At 52.7% G+C, this 17,173-nt stretch carries 20 protein-coding genes; 9 read left to right on the forward strand and 11 right to left on the reverse strand.

The genetic code is table 11. From position 1 onward, the window contains the following. Positions 1-250: 250 nt before the first annotated feature. A complete protein-coding gene (locus tag H6F94_RS03180; protein ID WP_190800794.1) occupies positions 251-1,795 on the forward strand; it encodes a glycosyltransferase family 4 protein in 1,545 nt (514 codons plus the stop codon). Between the two features lie 134 nt (positions 1,796-1,929). Here the strand turns inward: H6F94_RS03180 and H6F94_RS03185 are convergent, their stop codons facing one another. The 4 genes from H6F94_RS03185 to H6F94_RS03200 all read right to left on the reverse strand — a co-directional run bounded on the left by H6F94_RS03185 (position 1,930) and on the right by H6F94_RS03200 (position 4,228). Further along, on the reverse strand, positions 1,930-2,175 hold the full coding sequence (locus H6F94_RS03185) for a MoaD/ThiS family protein (RefSeq protein ID WP_313949210.1): 246 nt from the start codon (positions 2,173-2,175) through the stop codon (positions 1,930-1,932). Further along, positions 2,172-2,849 (reverse strand): J domain-containing protein, encoded by a 678-nt coding sequence (locus H6F94_RS03190; RefSeq protein ID WP_190800795.1) that lies wholly within the window; start codon positions 2,847-2,849, stop codon positions 2,172-2,174. Before H6F94_RS03190 ends, H6F94_RS03185 begins: the two co-directional genes overlap by 4 nt. An 88-nt stretch (positions 2,850-2,937) precedes the next feature. After that, on the reverse strand, positions 2,938-3,534 hold the full coding sequence (locus H6F94_RS03195; protein WP_190800796.1) for an ATP-dependent Clp protease proteolytic subunit: 597 nt from the start codon (positions 3,532-3,534) through the stop codon (positions 2,938-2,940). Between the two features lie 28 nt (positions 3,535-3,562). Beyond that, positions 3,563-4,228 carry an ATP-dependent Clp protease proteolytic subunit gene (locus tag H6F94_RS03200; RefSeq protein ID WP_190800797.1) on the reverse strand — a complete coding sequence of 222 codons (666 nt, stop codon included), beginning with the start codon at positions 4,226-4,228 and terminating at the stop codon, positions 3,563-3,565. A gap of 190 nt (positions 4,229-4,418) precedes the next feature. On the opposite strand from H6F94_RS03200, the gene ftsH3 reads away from it, so the two are divergent. Both ftsH3 and H6F94_RS03210 read left to right on the forward strand, forming a co-directional pair. Further along, a complete protein-coding gene (gene ftsH3, locus H6F94_RS03205) occupies positions 4,419-6,260 on the forward strand; it encodes an ATP-dependent zinc metalloprotease FtsH3 (RefSeq protein ID WP_190800798.1) in 1,842 nt (613 codons plus the stop codon). A 95-nt stretch (positions 6,261-6,355) separates the two neighbouring features. Further along, positions 6,356-7,156: an ATP-binding protein gene (locus tag H6F94_RS03210; RefSeq protein WP_190800799.1), complete on the forward strand. Its 801-nt coding sequence runs from the start codon at positions 6,356-6,358 to the stop codon at positions 7,154-7,156. 54 nt (positions 7,157-7,210) lie between these two features. On the opposite strand, the gene H6F94_RS03215 is transcribed toward H6F94_RS03210, so the two are convergent. From H6F94_RS03215 to H6F94_RS03225, 3 genes are all read right to left on the reverse strand, one after another. After that, complete coding sequence (locus tag H6F94_RS03215; RefSeq protein ID WP_313949215.1) at positions 7,211-7,786, reverse strand: LOG family protein; 576 nt, start codon at positions 7,784-7,786, stop codon at positions 7,211-7,213. Between the two features lie 162 nt (positions 7,787-7,948). Continuing rightward, positions 7,949-8,197 (reverse strand): hypothetical protein, encoded by a 249-nt coding sequence (locus H6F94_RS03220; protein ID WP_190800801.1) that lies wholly within the window; start codon positions 8,195-8,197, stop codon positions 7,949-7,951. Positions 8,198-8,425: 228 nt separating this feature from the next. Continuing rightward, positions 8,426-8,680, reverse strand: coding sequence for a GlsB/YeaQ/YmgE family stress response membrane protein (locus H6F94_RS03225; RefSeq protein ID WP_190800802.1), 255 nt, complete (start codon positions 8,678-8,680; stop codon positions 8,426-8,428). 512 nt (positions 8,681-9,192) lie between these two features. Here H6F94_RS03225 and H6F94_RS03230 point away from each other — a divergent pair. Beyond that, positions 9,193-10,026 (forward strand): hypothetical protein, encoded by an 834-nt coding sequence (locus H6F94_RS03230; protein WP_190800803.1) that lies wholly within the window; start codon positions 9,193-9,195, stop codon positions 10,024-10,026. An 87-nt stretch (positions 10,027-10,113) separates the two neighbouring features. On the opposite strand, the gene H6F94_RS03235 is transcribed toward H6F94_RS03230, so the two are convergent. Both H6F94_RS03235 and H6F94_RS03240 read right to left on the reverse strand, forming a co-directional pair. Beyond that, positions 10,114-10,581 carry a VOC family protein gene (locus tag H6F94_RS03235; RefSeq protein ID WP_190800804.1) on the reverse strand — a complete coding sequence of 156 codons (468 nt, stop codon included), beginning with the start codon at positions 10,579-10,581 and terminating at the stop codon, positions 10,114-10,116. A 398-nt stretch (positions 10,582-10,979) separates the two neighbouring features. Further along, positions 10,980-11,864, reverse strand: a complete 885-nt coding sequence (locus tag H6F94_RS03240) for a RimK family alpha-L-glutamate ligase (protein WP_190800805.1) — start codon at positions 11,862-11,864, stop codon at positions 10,980-10,982. A 102-nt stretch (positions 11,865-11,966) separates the two neighbouring features. Between H6F94_RS03240 and H6F94_RS03245 the strand changes: the two genes are divergently transcribed. Next, positions 11,967-12,275 carry a (2Fe-2S) ferredoxin domain-containing protein gene (locus tag H6F94_RS03245; protein ID WP_190800806.1) on the forward strand — a complete coding sequence of 103 codons (309 nt, stop codon included), beginning with the start codon at positions 11,967-11,969 and terminating at the stop codon, positions 12,273-12,275. 9 nt (positions 12,276-12,284) lie between these two features. Here H6F94_RS03245 and H6F94_RS03250 read toward each other — a convergent pair whose 3' ends face one another. Then, complete coding sequence (locus H6F94_RS03250; protein ID WP_190800807.1) at positions 12,285-13,166, reverse strand: undecaprenyl-diphosphate phosphatase; 882 nt, start codon at positions 13,164-13,166, stop codon at positions 12,285-12,287. A 220-nt stretch (positions 13,167-13,386) separates the two neighbouring features. Here H6F94_RS03250 and H6F94_RS03255 point away from each other — a divergent pair, with 220 nt between their 5' ends. Both H6F94_RS03255 and H6F94_RS03260 read left to right on the forward strand, forming a co-directional pair. Further along, positions 13,387-14,160 (forward strand): DUF3120 domain-containing protein, encoded by a 774-nt coding sequence (locus H6F94_RS03255; RefSeq protein ID WP_199320169.1) that lies wholly within the window; start codon positions 13,387-13,389, stop codon positions 14,158-14,160. Between the two features lie 168 nt (positions 14,161-14,328). Further along, on the forward strand, positions 14,329-15,321 hold the full coding sequence (locus tag H6F94_RS03260; RefSeq protein WP_190800808.1) for an adenylate/guanylate cyclase domain-containing protein: 993 nt from the start codon (positions 14,329-14,331) through the stop codon (positions 15,319-15,321). A gap of 126 nt (positions 15,322-15,447) precedes the next feature. Here the strand turns inward: H6F94_RS03260 and pirA are convergent, their stop codons facing one another. Continuing rightward, positions 15,448-15,618, reverse strand: a complete 171-nt coding sequence (gene pirA, locus H6F94_RS03265; protein ID WP_190800809.1) for an arginine synthesis PII-interacting regulator PirA — start codon at positions 15,616-15,618, stop codon at positions 15,448-15,450. A gap of 243 nt (positions 15,619-15,861) precedes the next feature. Here pirA and H6F94_RS03270 point away from each other — a divergent pair, with 243 nt between their 5' ends. Then, positions 15,862-16,473, forward strand: coding sequence for a thioredoxin domain-containing protein (locus tag H6F94_RS03270; RefSeq protein WP_190800810.1), 612 nt, complete (start codon positions 15,862-15,864; stop codon positions 16,471-16,473). Positions 16,474-16,801: 328 nt separating this feature from the next. Then, positions 16,802-17,155 carry a hypothetical protein gene (locus H6F94_RS03275; protein WP_190800811.1) on the forward strand — a complete coding sequence of 118 codons (354 nt, stop codon included), beginning with the start codon at positions 16,802-16,804 and terminating at the stop codon, positions 17,153-17,155. Positions 17,156-17,173 lie beyond the last annotated feature (18 nt).

The raw sequence follows: 17,173 nt of genomic DNA on the forward strand, positions 1-17,173 counted from the left end.
TTTGACTAATTGCAGAAGGCATGCTAGCCTTCAAACAATTGTTCGGTTTCCCTCGATTCACCAGTCAAACCCTGATTAGTTGGCTGGAACCACCATAGTGAAAACGAGTGAAGCGGAATTGAACCCTATTTTTGTGATCGCCTACTTGCTTTCAATAGGTTAGGTTTTCACGATTAGCTTGTGTTTCAGGTTGATGGTCTTTGTTGAGCTAGTCGCATGACTTAATCACATATTGAGGTGCATAGAAGAGATGAGTTCCATAATTCACTCAGGTCAGATTGCTGAGCAAGAAGTGTGTGCTCTGGTAGAGAGTGCAGTTACAGATGGTGCACAAATCTATCTATTCGCAGATTCTCACTGCCCCTTGTTAGGTGCGTCTTGTTTTAACTGGGAGGGCTTACCCACCGGGCCTGCAGCAGGTGGCCAGGTAACCGTCACCATAGACGTGATGGAATTGCTATCGCAGTACTCGTTAACGGGAGTGCTTTGCATTGGGGTGCAACGACAAGAGCAACCGATGGGAGCGCCAGTGGTTGCTGTTCGACATAAGTCTGACCCTAACTTGTTGCTGCTCCTAGTTGACGATGGTTTACCCAAGCAATATATCCCCCGTGATGAGCTGTTTGATGGCTTTGAACGGTTATGGGAAAATTTGCGCTCCTATCTAATTAAGGTGGGGCTGATCCGAGCCCAATTGGCATCGGAGCGGTTGGCTGGCGTGTTCACCCTAATTGGAAATTATGTCGGTGGCGCGTACATGGTCTACCGGGCTCATGCAGAGCAGCTGGTGCCAACTGTACAGATCACCCACTCTCTAGGCTATTTCAAGGGCAAAACAGGCAAGGAACTCTCATCAGAAACCTATCAGCGTCGGCTTTCAATTGAGAAAGCTGGTCTGAATGCTGCTGACGTAGTCATCTGCTTGAGCCCAATGGAGCGCGAAGTTGTCAAGCGAGTTTACGGGCGTTCGCAGCCTTCGGCTCACACTCGCTGCGTGATCTGGGGTGTGCATCCTCAAAGTTTCTGCCGTCGCGATCGCACTCGTTCCCGGCAGAAGTTAGTGCAAGCGTTTCCAAAGCTGGCTCCTGCTTTTGGGGCCGACTTGGAACACTATGTCGTCTTCAGCTGGGGCAGAATTAACGATCCCCGCAAAGGTCTGCGCCACCTGCCAGAAGCGTTAGCAGACCTGCCCGAAAACGCTCACCTTGTGGTTGGTGGGCTGTACACCGAGGAAGATGGCGTAACTCTACGTCCTCACATCGCCGAAGTTTGGGCTCGGATCGAAGAGTTAGGGCTACAGGATCGCGTTCATTTCCTGGGCTTCCTCAACCCGGTTGAGCTGATGTACTGCATCAACGCAGCCAACATTGTTGTGATTCCTAGTGACCGAGAGCCTCAAGGACTGGTGGTCAACGAAGCTCGCTCCTGTGGAGCGTTAGTCTTGCGGACCAAGGTTGAAGGTTTGCAATATCTCGGCACTGCGCCGTTCACTTGCCTGGAGTTCGAACCTGGCGATGTTGAGACCATGCGGGACAAAATCCTTTGGGCTATTGAGAACCCGGACTTGGCCGCAGAAGTCGCTGATGCCGGTCGTACGGAAGTCCGCAACCGCTTCCTGTGGCACAAAGTGATCGACGATCTGGAACTGTACTTCGCTGAAGCCCGTACGGTCTGGTCTCGCTCACGCTCGGCTCTGGTTTCAGAGCGGGAGCGTTATGCTACTGCCTCAGTCGAGAAAACTGACAGGGTAGACCTGGTAGAGAGAGTATCCGAAGTTAGCCTACAAGTGCGTTAACCTAGCCCTGGTTAAGCTTCTAGTTGAGCTCTAGTTAAGTCCTAGTTGAGTTTTATCTGAACTAGGACTTAACGATTTGGAGCGGAATGAGCAGTGGTTTAGTGAAGGGACCCGAACCCTCAGATGGGCCTTCTCTAACCGCCGCTTACCGGTGGAATTAATACCAGCTCGTCACCATCTTGGAGGACTGTTTCTGGCTCAACAAACTGAAGATTCACGCCAAAACGGGTTAACTGACGCCACTGGGCAAGCTCCGGATACTGGGCAATTAGCTGGTCGCAAACTGCCGCTACCGAGGTTCCTTCCTGCAATTCCAGCAGCTGCTCCGGTTTGCCCAGTGCTTCTTGATAGGCAGCAAACAGCTTCAAAGTAACTTTCACAGCTTTAGCTGACGCTCCATGCGCTTGAAATCTTGCTCGATCTCTCCCCAGAGCTTGCGATTGTGGGGATCTGTTCGGAGAGCTTTTTTGAGATAGGCACGAGCTTGCCCGTACTGCTTACGATCCAGCAGACTTCTCGCCCAACGGTGATAGGCCAGCGCTTGCCACTGGTAAATATCAGAATCGTTAGGAAAACGCTCCGCTAAGCCCTCTGCTAAGCCAATTGCCTGCAACCACTTGTTTTGCTTCATCAAGCTATAGAGCTGGTTGAGCATGCGTAGCTTAAGGCGGCTATCCTCAGGCGAAAGAGTGGCTGGAGGCGCTGAAGAGGGTTTGCTATCTTGAGGAGCCTGCTCCTGAAAGTGGACGTGACTAGTGGGTGGCGCAGTCGTGGAGGGAGTTGGAGGTTGCGGACTAGGATCTGGAGAACTAGAAGTTGGGGAATAAGAAGCTGACGTGACGACTGGAGGCAGAGGCTTGAGTACAGTCAGCAAGGTTCGGTAGGCTAGAGCCACCCGTTTGAAGTGGGCCTCAGCACCTGGGTCGCCCGGATTGACGTCAGGGTGATAGCGTCGCGCTAACTGCCGATAGGCTAGCTTGATCTCCTGCTCTGTAGCTGTCGGGGCCACTTCCAGAATCTGGTAGAACTCGCTGAGGTCAAAGGACGGGTCCATAGCTCAAGGTCACGCTCTCTAAACGCAGCAAAAAAGTAGGCAGTAATCCTGCGGATCACTGCCTACCACCGTAAACCCATTAGGGGCACTACTGGGGTCGCTCCTCAATGACCCGGTCTACCAGACCGTATTCCTTCGCTTCCTCGGCCGACATGAAGTAGTCGCGGTCCATGTCGCGCTCGATTTTCTCGAGGGGTTTATTGGTCTTGTCAGCGTAGATTTGGTTGAGCTGGTGACGAATGCGAATGATTTCCCGAGCCTCGATCTCAATATCAGTGGCCTGGCCACGAGTGCCACCGGAAGGCTGGTGAATCATGATGCGAGAGTGGGGCAGGGCTAGGCGTTTGCCCTTGGTCCCAGCAGCCAACAGGAATGAGCCCATCGAGGCAGCTAAGCCCACACAGATGGTGGTCACATCTGACTTAATCAGTTGCATGGTGTCATAAATTGCCATGCCTGCCGTGACAGAACCACCTGGGCTGTTGATGTAAAGCGAGATATCCTTGCCTGGATCTTCAGAATCCAGATAAAGCATCACCGCAACCACCTGATTAGCAATTTCATCGTCGATTTCCTGCCCTAAGAAGATGATGCGTTCCCGGTAGAGCCGGTTGTAAATGTCAATCCACTGCGTAAACTGGTCCCCTGGCATTTTGTACGGGACCTTCGGTACTCCAATCGGCATGGCTGCTCCTCAGGGGTGGCTCTTAAACTCAAATAGCAGTGGCAGGTAAAGCAACGGGCAGATCCTTGCGGCTCGATAGCACCCGATCCACCAATCCATATTCCTTGGCTTCTTCGGCGTTCATATAAAAGAGCCGGTCGATATCGCGAGTGATCTTGTCCGGCGACTGCCCCGTGGTGTTCGCCAGAATCTCAACCATGGCTATTTTGTTCTCCAGAACCTCTTTTGCTCGGATCTGGATATCCGTGGCTTGACCTTGGGCATAGCTGCGCGGTTGGTGCAGAACAATGCTGGCGTTGGGCAGGCTAGCGCGATGCCCCTTAGTACCGCAAGACAGCAACATTGCTGACATGCCCATCGCCGTACCTATACAGATGGTGTTGATCTGAGGCTTGATATAGCGCATGGTGTCCGCAATTGCGAACGCCTCTGTTTCAAAACCAACCAGGCGGCCATCGTAATACGACATGCCCGTGGAATTGATGTAGATGTTGATCGGGGCCTCAGGATCGTCGTATTGCAGATAAAGCAGTTGAGCGATGATTAGCCGAGTAACATCGGGGAACAGGGGCATCCCCAGGTAAACAATGCGCTCCTTCAGCAGGAGTGAGGGTAGGTCCGGTGGGGGACTCCGGTAACCGCCCTCGGAGTAGGCAGAGTAAGCTGATCGAATGCCGCTATGCGGTGAGTCCATAAGGGTTACCAGTGCCTGTGCGAGGCGTCTCCTCTTTCTGAGTCTAGCTCAAAGCTGATTTCTGGCCCGGTCAGGGGCACTGGCACGACGATTTCTTCGTTTCCTTAAAGGAAACTCGGTTTGCGTTAATATTAGTTAACACAGCTAAGATGGATCAAAAGCCTGATTCTCGAACGGAGGGTGGAACCCGGTGAACAAGCGGTGGAGAAATGCAGGGCTCTACGCGTTGCTAGCGATCGTCGTGGTCGCGCTGGCAACTGCGTTTTTTGATAGTCAGCCCCAGCAAGTCCCTCAGTGGCGCTATAGCAAATTGATTGAAGAAGTTCGGCGCAACAACGTAGAGCGGGTGCGCCTGAACCAGGACAAGAGTGTTGCCGAGGTGACCACCCAAGATGGCAGCAAAGTCCAAGTGTACCTGCCCAGCGACCCCAATCTGCTCAGCTTCCTAAATGAGCACAATGTCGACATTGCGGTTGCACCTCAGAACGACGAGGGCTTTACGGTCCTGCGAGCGCTGAGTGGGCTGCTAGTACCAGTACTGTTGCTGGTGGGCTTGTTCTTCTTGCTGCGGCGTGCCCAGGCAGGCCCAGGCAACCAGGCCATGAACTTTGGTAAGTCCAAAGCTCGCGTTCAGATGGAGCCGCAGACCCAAGTCACATTTGGTGACGTGGCAGGCATTGAGCAGGCCAAGCTGGAACTCAACGAAGTCGTTGACTTCCTCAAAAATGCTGACCGCTTTACAGCCGTTGGCGCCAAAATCCCTAAGGGTGTGCTGCTGGTGGGCCCTCCAGGTACTGGTAAGACCTTGCTGGCTCGTGCCGTTGCGGGTGAAGCGGGTGTCCCCTTCTTCAGCATCTCTGGCTCCGAGTTTGTAGAGATGTTTGTGGGCGTCGGTGCCTCCCGCGTTCGTGACTTGTTTGAGCAAGCCAAGTCCAACGCACCTTGCATTGTGTTCATCGATGAAATCGACGCAGTCGGCCGTCAACGCGGTGCTGGTCTCGGCGGTGGCAACGATGAACGGGAGCAGACCCTCAACCAACTCTTGACCGAGATGGATGGCTTTGAGGGCAACACGGGGATCATCATCATCGCTGCGACTAACCGTCCTGACGTGCTGGATGCAGCGCTGCTGCGCCCAGGCCGCTTTGACCGGCAAGTCGTTGTGGATCGCCCTGACTACGCAGGTCGTCTAGAGATCCTCAAGGTCCATGCCCGCGGTAAGACGCTGGCTGGCGACGTGGATCTCGAAAAGATCGCTCGTCGTACGCCTGGCTTCACTGGAGCTGACTTGTCTAACCTGCTCAATGAAGCGGCAATTCTAGCGGCCCGCCGCAACCTGACTGAGATCTCAATGGATGAGATCAACGACGCTGTCGATCGGGTCTTGGCTGGTCCTGAGAAGAAAGATCGGGTGATGAGCGAACGACGCAAGACGCTTGTGGCCTATCACGAAGCGGGTCATGCTCTCGTTGGTGCCTTGATGCCCGACTACGACCCAGTGCAGAAGATCAGCATCATTCCACGTGGCCGTGCTGGTGGTTTGACCTGGTTCACACCTTCTGAAGAGCGGATGGATTCCGGGCTTTACTCCCGCTCCTATTTGCAAAATCAGATGGCCGTTGCGCTAGGTGGTCGCATCGCGGAGGAAGTGATCTTCGGCGAACAAGAAGTCACGACAGGTGCTTCTAATGACCTGCAACAGGTGGCTCGTGTGGCCCGACAAATGGTGACACGCTTTGGCATGAGTGACCGCTTAGGCCCTGTAGCTCTGGGTCGTCAGAACGGCAACATGTTCCTGGGTCGCGACATCGCAGCCGAGCGTGACTTCTCTGAAGAGACTGCGGCTGCTGTTGATGATGAAGTACGCAACTTGGTTGATCAGGCTTATCGCCGCGCTAAGGACGTGCTTGTGCAGAACCGTCACATCCTCGACAAGCTGGCTGAGATGCTAGTGGAAAAGGAAACGGTGGATGCTGAAGAGCTGCAGGAAGTGTTGAACAACAACGATGTTCACATCGCAGCAATTGCCTAGTCTGATGGCCTAGACATCACCTAAACAGGGTTGGGGGCACTACTTTCCCCAATTCCCCTCCCCTAGCCCCCACCCTCAGTGGGGGCTATTTTTTTGTGATAAGTTCTCAGGAAGGACGGGCTCACAACGCCAAGGGGGCAATTGTGCTGGAAGATTTGGCAAAGCCCAACTGCCCAACTTGCAAGGGTTTAGGGCTTTATAAGGTTAGTGTTGAACTAAATACCTACGACCGCTGCGCCTGCGTTCTAGAAGCGTTGAAGAAGCGCCGCAGCGAGCGCATGCTGCAAGATGCGGGGATGAGTCAGGACCTGACGGCGATGACCTTTGAGAGCTTTCAGGTCGCCTGTACGGCCCAGCGCAATTTCCTATCGCGGACTCAAGCTTGGATCGAGCAGCCGCTTGGAACCCTGATTTTCTGTGGCAGCAACGGCTGTGGTAAGACTCATTTGGCTCGGGCTGCACTCAATACCTGGCTAGCTTCGGGGCGATCGGGTGGCTTGATCAATCTGCCCTATTTCTTCGGTCGCGTGCGAGCCAGCTACGCTCAGGAGGAAACACCTGATCTGATGGCCCTGACAGCAAATGCTGAACTGTTAGTCATTGATGAATTGGGTACGGAGTACCACGGGCGCACAGACTGGGCTAAAGCTGCCGTCTATGAGCTGATCAATTTTCGTTACTCTGCAGATTTGCCGACTATCATCACTACCAACTTGGGTAGCCGGAATGGTAAAGCTGACCGTGGCACCTTAGAAAAAGACCTCAACCGGCTCTATTCTCTGGAATATTCGAATGCGATCACCAGCCGTTTGCTCGATCGGGGTAAGACGGAAATTCTGTTCTTCAATAGCATTCCTGATTACCGATTGTTGGGCTTGACAGAAGCCAGTCCTTGATAGTCTGCCCTTGACAGGCCCTGTTAAGTTTTCCAGACAGTTCTTGTCTGTGCGCTAAGGCTTAGCATCACAACCAATCCACTTATCAACTTTGGGAGGTTTGTAGTTTTCTAGTTGGTTAAGCAAAATTTCAGGCTCAGTTGCCTGGAGTACCAGGGTGAGCAGAGCAGGTTTCAAAAATTGCTCGGTTGTTGCCTGGTCGAATAGTTGGAGCAGTGGATCGTAATAGCCCTCGACATTGAGTAATCCCTGGGGTTTTTGGTGCAACCCTAGCTGAGCCCAGGTCAGAATCTCACAAAACTCTTCGAGGGTGCCGTAACCTCCCGGCAGAGCGATAAAGGCATCGGCTAAATCAGCCATTAAGGCTTTGCGTTCATGCATCGAGCCAACAACATGCAGTTTAGTGAGTCCTTTGTGGGCGATTTCCTTGGCAACCAGAAACTCTGGAATTACACCGATGACCTGACCGCCGGTGGCTAAGGCTGAATCGGCAACTACACCTATTAAACCGACATTGCCACCTCCGTAAATTAAGCCTAGTTCTCGCTGTGCCAGAGCCTTACCCAGAGCCTCAGCGGCGAGTTGATAGGCAGGATTTAGCCCTAGGTTGGAGCCACAAAACACGCACACAGTCTTCAAACTAAACCTCCTTAACTCTGGACAGAATCAGTTTCTCAGTTTGTCTGCACTCCAATATAAAATATGGTCTGTTGAGATTTTGCTATCACTCTGCATCACAGAAGCCCCTGCTAGCTAGCAAGGGCTTCTGCAAGTTCTCCATCCTGTGAAAGGCTATTGCGAACGCGATTGGTTGCTGTTAGCAGGTACTTGCACGGCATCTCCTGGGAATAGAACAGAGTTCATTGCTGGAAACACAACACCCGTTAGCGCCCGCGTGAGTTGAAAAGCCATTATGGCAGTAATGATTAACGTAGTTAGGCCAAAGGCTGTAAAAAACCGAAAACTTGAGGCAAGCGGATCTTCTGAGGAACCCTGCTCTTTTTCAGTGATTCGGTCAAGCACATGATCCTTAGCAGCCATATTTATATCCCTCTGTCTATGTTGACTTTCCTATGATTGGCTTCGCGCCCCAGCTTAATCCTGAGGAGCTAGGAGCAATTACACCGCTGACAAAATTGAATTTTTGAAACTTGGTCTTCAAAATTTTCAAATCAATTCAGATTTGAAACCTAAACAAGGGGGCTGGGTAGCGATCCACTACCCAGCCCCACTCACTCTAGTTCACAACTAAACTAACTCTCAGCTAGCTTAGGCAGTTCGGGTAGCCAAACCATAGAGGAAGAGAACGATACAAGCACCCGCAATTGCAATCAACAAACCTTGGATTGAGAAGCCAGTGAAGGCAACTCCTAAGAGGGCACTACCCACAAAGCCACCAACTAATGCACCCACGATGCCCAACAGCATTGTTGCCAGGATACCGCCGCCCTGATGACCGGGATAAATGGCCTTGGCAATGGCACCAGCAATTAGACCAACTACAATCCAGGATAGAATACTCATGACTTAAAAAGTTTCCTAAATCAACCAACGAACAACTCAACAATAAACCTGATAAAACCTCTGGGGTTTCCACCGCAGGAGTTATCTTCCACTCTGTCGAGAGAGTGACGGGAAGCTTTAACGCTGGACGGACTACAGATTTCGTTATTGACCATTACAGTTTTAGTATCCGGGAGATGAACAACCTTTCTCTTCAAACTTCGTTGTTAATTTCAAGAGACCTAGCAGCGAAGTGCAGAAGGGTGAATCAGGTCTGACGACCCTTACTAGTGGTACTAATGACCGTTGACAAAAGTCTGCTTAGAGAAAGCTGCTCGCAGTCGAAGGGGTTTATCAAGCGGCTAGCTTCAAGTCATGACAGCCATTAGCCCTTTGTGTATACTTCTTTAGGTTGATTCTTATTTGATGACGACGTAGTGATCCTTAAAGGAGACCGACCAGTTCTCAAATCCTGAATTGGATGAGCGAACACCTAACTCTGCAGGAATTTACCACGGAAGTCAGGCTTAGTTATGAAACATCTTCACTTGCCCAGAATAGCTGGAGTTAGTGCTTTGAGCTTGAGTGTAGGAGTTCTAGCCCTGACTCTACCTGCGTCTGCTCAGACCGGCAGCACCGGCACAGGCTCTACCACATCACCCAATACAACTCAGCCCAGTGCAACGCAAATTGTTGTCCCCCCCAGTGGTGGCGCCGTGATTACAGTTCCTAGTGGCGCTGGTAACAGTGGTAGTACAGCTACGCCTAATACGGGGACTTCTAGCAGCCAAACTACGGGCACGGCGGGTACGGGCACGACGGGTAGCGGCACGACCGACATCAACACAGGTCTTAATACAGGTAATAACGGTCCCACAGGCGTTAATTCAGGTAACACGGGTTCCTCTGGGGTCAATACCGGTAATACAGGCACCACCAATGTAGGCACGGGTACTACTGGCACTACTAGCACGGGAAATACGGGCGCAGGGACCAACAACACAGGCGCCGCTGGAACAGGAGCAAACCCAGGCACTGCCATCCCTGGCAACACGGGCGTCTTTCCTAGACCGATTACTCCCGCTACTTTGCCTCCTGGGGCTGCTTCTGGTGCTACTGGTACCTTGATCACCGCACCGGGGCAGCGTCGGCAAGTTACCGCTCCGCGGCCGGGAACAGACGGCAATATTGTGATCATTGAGCCAGCCAGGGGAACCAACGCAGGCAGAGCTACCAATACAGCATTTCCTGCTAGAAGTGGAGCAGGCAGCCCTTCCACGAGTGGCAGCAGTGTTGTCAATGATTTTGTTACCAGTCCTAGCAGCCCTGGAAACTCCCCTGGAAACTCTAGTAGCACTAGCTTCTAGAAGCTAGTCGCAGGTCTAGATCTTGCAGCCTCAGAGAACAGTCTCAGACACAGGCTAGAAGCCTGGGGTTAGTCAAGGGTTAGCTCATTAGTCTGCTGCTTGTGGATCACACCGAATCTCAATGATGAAGCCATCCGGGTCGTAGCAGTAGATGCCGCGGCCCGTAGGACGGCTAACTGGACCATGATCCAGGGGAACTTCGTTAGCCCTGAGAACCTCAACAGCCTGGTTAAACTCAGCTGGATCAATATCAAAAGCGAGATGATTAGCGCGGCTAAAGGCGCGACGCGGGTCCGGATCGGGAGGAGTTAGATCAGGCTCGTAGAACAAATCAATCACGGTGCCGTCAGGCGTTACAAAATTAGCAACCTTGCCCGCAGCCACTAAATCTTTTAGGGTTATCGGCACTTCTGCCCCTTGCAACTCATGTAACCCCAAAATTTGGCCATAGAAGTGTCGGGAAGCCTTCAGGTCGCGTACGTTAAAGGCTACATGGTGAACCCGTCGCAAAGTGCCAGGAGATAAGGCAGGAAGCATCGAAGGATTAGAAACCATAGCGGTAGTAGGGCAGAAGTGCCCTTAACGATAGCGGATCTCCAACAGCTTGCAGACTCCCCTTACCGATTTCAAAAGTCCTGAATCGGCGGACTGGCCAGTTGAAGTTGGCCTGATGTTCGCGCTTTACTAGCGTGCCTCACCTTAGGACCACCCCCCGCAAGGGCTGTCATGCCACTAGAAGCAGTGGTTTCCCGATTGACTACAGCTTGCTAGTATGATGGCCAGTGCAGCGGCAGACCAGAGCCCTCGAAGCAGTCTTGTTGTTAGTGTGAGCATAGCGGGTCCCAGAAGTCAGAGTTGCCAGCATCCTAGAGAGCCTACTTATCACTCTGATGTTGTCAACGTGGCTTCAGTGTGTCGTCAGCACTGGCCTACAGTGAGGTGAGTTTTAGGGGTTAGTTATTGAAGGGATGCTGCGCAGCAACGAAGTCCGCAACGGCACCCGCAACATCGACGCCGCTTGCTTTCTCAATGCCCTCCAGTCCTGGTGAGGCGTTAACCTCCAGCACCTTGGGTCCCTCGTGGCTCAGCAGCAAATCCACACCCGCTACCTCTAGGGATAGAATGTGGGCCGCTTTGAGGGCAACGTCTGCGTAATTTTTCTCTAATTTGATCGGTTGAGCTTGAGCACCCCGATGTAGGTTTGAGCGAAACTCACTGCCACTGGCCTGGCGCAACATGGCGGCCACCACCTGATTACCTACCACAAAGGCCCGAACGTCTCGCCCTTTAGACTCCGCTACGTACTGCTGAACCAGCACATTTTGCCCCTGGCGCAGAAAGGTGTCGACAATTGAGGCAGCCATAGGCATCGAGTCCGCTAGCATCACGCCGACGCCTTGGGTGCCCTCCACCACCTTGAGAACCACCGGCAAACCGCCCACCGTTTCAATTGCTGCCTTGAGATCTAAGGTATCGCGAATGAAGGCCGTCGTGGGCAGAGGCAAGTGATGTAGGCTCAGCAATTGCAACGCCCGAAACTTGTCCCGTGCGGTCGCAATTCCCAGGGAGCCATTGGTACAAATGACGCCCTGGCTTTCAAACTGGCGCACTACTGTTAGCCCATAGCTAGTGATTGAGGCACCAATGCGAGCTAATAGGGCGTTTGGCCGACGCAGTACCTGCTGACGGTGGAGTACTTTGGCCCCCTGCGCGTTAACCAGTAATGAACAAGCTAATGGATCAATGATTTGGACCTGGTAGCCCCGGCTCCGTGCGGCTTCGGTTAGGCGTCGAGTGCTGTAGAGCGAGCGACTGCGCGACAGAATGATCAGTCTCATAACGAGCAGTTGCACCGACACAGGGGACCAGCCCCCATTGAACCTCAAGCCGAGAAATGGTGCCTATGCATAAGATGGCAGTAGCCCATGCCACCGTTTTCTATGCCCTCTGCTTCCAATTCCCAGGCCCCTGCTCCAACTGGCTTGCAAGCGACCTTCTATGTTTGCCACAACCGCACCTGCCGTCGCGATGGCAGTCCGGCTGTTTACGATGCATTGCAACGGATACTGCAAGACTTAGATTTGCGAGCTTGTGTCGACGTCGTGCCCACTGGCTGCATGGGAAACTGCGGCTGCGGTCCTGTTGTGGCAGTGGCTCCAGTTGATCGCCGCTATCGTTACGTGCAGCCCAAACACGCGCTCGAACTCGTGCAGCGTCACTGTCCTACTGCTTGTGCAGTGTCCTGCTAAGTGTCCTATTTAAAGGGGACTCAGCCAGCCAAACTGAATACAGGTCAGCAGAAATAGACCAAACAGAATTCGATAAATGATGAATACCAGCGTGCTGCTACGTTGCAAAAACTTCAGTAGCCAATCAATCGACAGATAGGAGAAAACAAAAGCACTAACGGTACCGACCAGCAAGGGTGGCAGGCTGGAAAAGCCTTTAACTTCGGTTACAGCCTCGACAACGCCAGCCAGAAATAGCGCTGGGATGCCGAGCAAAAATGAGAAGCGAGCAGCAACCTGCCGCTCTAATCCTAAAAACAGAGCAGTAGTAATCGTCGAACCTGAGCGTGAAACGCCTGGGATTAGTGCGACGGCTTGGCCAATGCCCACCAGAATGCCATCCAGCACTCGAATGTCTTTGAGCGTGCGGTTACGCCTGCCATAGCGCTCAGCCAACCCCAGAAGCAAGGCTAGGCCAATTGAGGTTAAGGCAATCACAATCAGGTTGCGGGTAGGCTCCCCGAACAGCTTCTTGATCACGGCTCCTGCAAACAGGATGGGCAGGGTACCGATGGTCACGCCCAGAAAAATCTTGAACTCCTCAGACTCAAACTCTTGTTTCTGGAGAGCTGCCACAGTGCCGGTCAGCACTCGCCGTAGATCCTCGCGGAAGTAAATCAAAACAGCGACTAAACTGCCAAGCTGAATGACCGCCGTAAAGCTAGCGCCAAAGTCTGGCCAACCAAGAATTGCTGGAATAACCCGTAGATGGGCCGAGCTGCTGATGGGCAAGAACTCTGTCAGCCCCTGCACGAACCCCATGACCAACGCTTGCCAAAAATTAATGGACTCTGAGCCTGATGCAGTGACGAGCAGTGAGGGCAAGAATCCGCAACTGGTTAGCGCGACCATCCAGATTTTCCATAATTTTGCTTTACCAACTTACTCCAGCCTGCCTCCTCCTCCGGCAGGATCAGTTTTTGGCACTTAATTGGCACAAGACTGGCATGATAAAGTCAAATAATATGCCCTGGGGGGGGATAGCTAAAGCTGTGTTATTGTAAACTAATAGAAATAATAATTTTTACAATTCTTAGTTTTTTGTCGTTTTCTAATCCGGGTCTCACCATTCGTGGCTTCTGCAACCTCGCTTTCCGACATCGCTGCCGCCAAACTGGCTTCTTCAGGAAGACCAACCACTCTTCCAACTGATTCAGGTTGGGGGACATCTGGAGCCCTGCTCAAGGCGGCTACCTCTGAGGTCATGCCCGTCTGGACGATGGCCAGTGCCGCAGCCTTTCTGGTCTCTGTACCGGTCTTTGTACAAGCGCCTTTGGTACGGGCTTGGCCCTGGGTTGGGCTGCTGGTGGGTGGACTTTGGGTTGCGCTCAGCATTCAGTTAATGGGTGAGGGTCAGACACCCCGCCGTCAGCTCTGGGGAAGCTTGTTACTGGGCTTTGCCTTGACCTGGTTGACGGGAGGACTTTACTGGGGCTGGTTACGCTCGGAACCCCTACTGCACCTGCCGCTAGAGGCGCTAGGCGTTCCCTTTGCGCTGTGGAAACTTCGCCATCCTCTACTACGAGTCGGCAATTACTTCTACTTAGGCTCATTGGTCGGCACGGTTGTTACCGACGCCTATTTTTACCTAGTGCAGGTCATTCCCCATTGGCGGCAACTGATGCGCTCTGAGCCAGAGCTAGCCGCTGGAATCTTTAGGAGCGCTCTAGTGCAGGTACAAACACCCTGGGGTGTAGCTTGGGCTGCGGTCTTGGCCACGCTGTTGCTGAGCATTGGTGTCATTGCTTTAAGACAACGCTCGTTGCATTGGGCTGCCTTTGGCGGTGCAGTTTTGAGTACGATTTTAGTAGATGGTTTGTTTTGGCTGGCTGCCTGCTGGGCTTAAATCGGTCTCAGTACCAGGTCGCATAGCATTACAGATCCAGGGCGAAAGAGCCAGACATGCATCCCATTTCTGAGTCCAACTTGGAATTAGAGATGCTTGTACGGAGACAACCTCGCTCGGACAGGATGCATCATAGGTAGAGAAGGCTGACTTTCGTTTTTCGACCCTGTGGTGATTTCGCAACCCACTCCTCACCTGCTGCTGCGTAATGAGTCCGGCGAACGGCAGGTTCCCCTAGTGGGCAGCAACTGCTGGACGATTGGTCGCAGTGAAGACAATACACTTGTCCTGTCTGACCGCTGGATCTCACGTAACCATGCCATGCTCCAGAGCATGGAAAGCGGCGAGTACTACCTGATTGATTTGGGCAGTCGTAATGGCTCGTTTGTGAACGGACGGCGGGTTAGTATTCCCGTCACCCTAAACAGCGGCGACCGGCTGACCTTCGGACAGACAGAGCTGGAGTTCTACTGTCCTGATATCAGTCATGGCCCAGACTCTTCGATCGGGCTAGATAACTCCGACGATTTCACAGCGACAGCGACACTGCACGTCCGTCGCCTGATTTCTGTGCTGGTTGTCGACATCCGCGATTACACCGGCCTTACACGACAGCTTGATGAGCAACTGCTCTCGGAGGTCATTGGCACCTGGTTCCGCCATGCTGGCGAGATCATCCGTGAATACGGAAGTTGGGTCGACAAGTACATCGGCGATGCAGTGATGGCGGTCTGGATCCACGGTAGCCATGACGTTGGCACTGATGAGTTGCTACCGGTGTTTCGGGCGCTCTCGGCGCTCCACCACATGACTCTAGAACTCAACCATCAGTACCCTCTGCCCTTTGCTCTACGCGTAGGCGCGGGGGTGAATACCGGCTATGCCATGGTTGGCAATACGGGCAGCGGAGATCGACCTGATTACACCGCGCTCGGCGACACGGTCAATGCAGCCTTTCGCCTGGAAACAGCCACTAAACAAATCGGTCTTGATATTGCCTTGGGTGAGACTGCTTATGGGCGTTTGAAGCCTGGGATCGCTGGCAGCGCCGCCCCTTTCAAACAGCACGAAGTTCGGCTCAAGGGCTATGAGAACCCTACCTTAGCCTATGCCGCTAGCTTTACAGACCTAGATACCTTCCTGGACTGGTTTAGTACTTAAAAGCCCAACTTGCATAAAAAGCCCCAGAGAGATTCTGGGGCTTTTTATGCAAGCGTAATGGGAGTGTTCAATAAATTTTTGATTGGCAATTGCTGACGCACAAGTACAGGAATTGGACCGGCCAATTTAGCTGAGCTGACGCTTCTCAGCTTCCAGCAGGTTCAGCAGTTGAGTATCGCCTTTGCTGCGGGCAACTTCCATCCGGCGCTCTAGAGAGGCCATCATGCTGACACGGTGACTAGCCTGGGCTTGCGCTTGGGCTTGAGGTGAAATTTTGTTCGCTATGAGCTTTCTCATTGTTTTATCTGGGCTATGCTTACCTGCTTAGCTTATCACCCTCAAAGCTAAAAACCCTACTACAGATGGCTGAGTCCTCCTGTAGATAAAGCCTTGAGGGTTTTGTAGCGAAGGCTACGATAAGCATCCGAATCATATGCGTCAGACCAAGGTTCTATTTAGAAAGTCAGAAAAATTTAACAAGGGCCTCGCTACACTTAGAAACTGACGTCTCTGGAGCAGAGTGCCTGCTAATTGCCCCCTATGTCCGGCCCTTCCTCTGACCCAACTGTCTCGACAGACTCAGCAACGACTGGCCGTTGGCTACGAAACTTTCTGGTTGCTCTAGCTGTTGTGGTGCTAAGTGCCAGCCTGTTCTGGGGAGTCCGGTTGCAGGGCAGTCGCACCTCACTCAACACGATGGCGGAAACCGGTGTACCCATTGAGGTCGCACAAACCAATCCACTGCCCACCCTGGTGGAGTTCTACGCAGATTGGTGTACCAGTTGTCAGGCAATGGCCCCAATGATGGCGGATTTGCGACAGCGCTACGCAGAGCAGATCAATTTTGTGATGCTCAATGTTGACAACTCCAAGTGGTTACCTGAAGTTAGCCGTTATCAGGTTGATGGCATTCCTCATTTCGTCTTTCTAGACGCTGCCAATCAAGAGCTGGCCTCTGCTATCGGGGAACAACCCCGCTTGGTCATGGAGCGCAACCTACAGGCCCTTGCAATGGCTCAACCCCAATTGCCTGAGGTCCAACGGCCAGCTGGGCAAACCTCAACCTTCCAATCTCCTACCTCGGGCAGTCCAGAAGTTAGTCGGGTGAAAGTGGACCAAACTAGCCCTCGTGCTCACGGCAATGGTCTTTAAATCCCTCTAAGGGGAGGTAAATTTAGCTCTTGCTGGCGAGAGTATGAGCTGGATTAGTGATAGTGTCAGTCGCTGCTAGCCCTCTTGGGTACTGGCCTCGACGCACTTTCAGAGCCCATTTACTTTCAGGACCCATGTAAGTGGGTCTGCGCTCGATTAATGCCGTTTGGGTGACCAGCACTGGTTAGTGGAAGGGGTCAACCTGTTTAGGCAAGGGTGTCTAGACCGGCTTAAAGCTTCAAGGACTGCTTCTTCAGAGGCGAGTTCAGAAGCGTAAACCCAAAATAACAACCCCCTTTGTTGGGTCAACCTGTCGTAGGTGTTCTCTGTGTTGATTCTGGAACGTTCTGCTGTAGAGCCTTGCCGCATTCATACAGGCAAGGCTGAGCAACTAGGCTTATGTTACCGAAGCCAGCTCTACCGCTATGCTGGCTGTTTTCCAAGTAACCAAATGAGCGCTGCCGTGCGCGCCTGTCGGGAAGTGTTAGAGCGAGAAGAGCTGGCAGTTCTGGTTCATACCCCTCGGGGCTACAGTCTTTGGCTCCAGTGTCGCTCCCCCACGCATCGAAGCCAGAATCTGCCCTTGACCGACCTCGATACATTAATCAGTAAGTTTGGCTACGATGCTGAACTGCCAATGGATCTGGAGTTACCCCAACGCTTTCAGGCTTACATTCACTAGAGGTTCTAGAGGTTAGGA

It is taken from the genome of Leptolyngbya sp. FACHB-261, from assembly GCF_014696065.1.
Classification (GTDB): Bacteria; Cyanobacteriota; Cyanobacteriia; order FACHB-261; family FACHB-261; genus FACHB-261.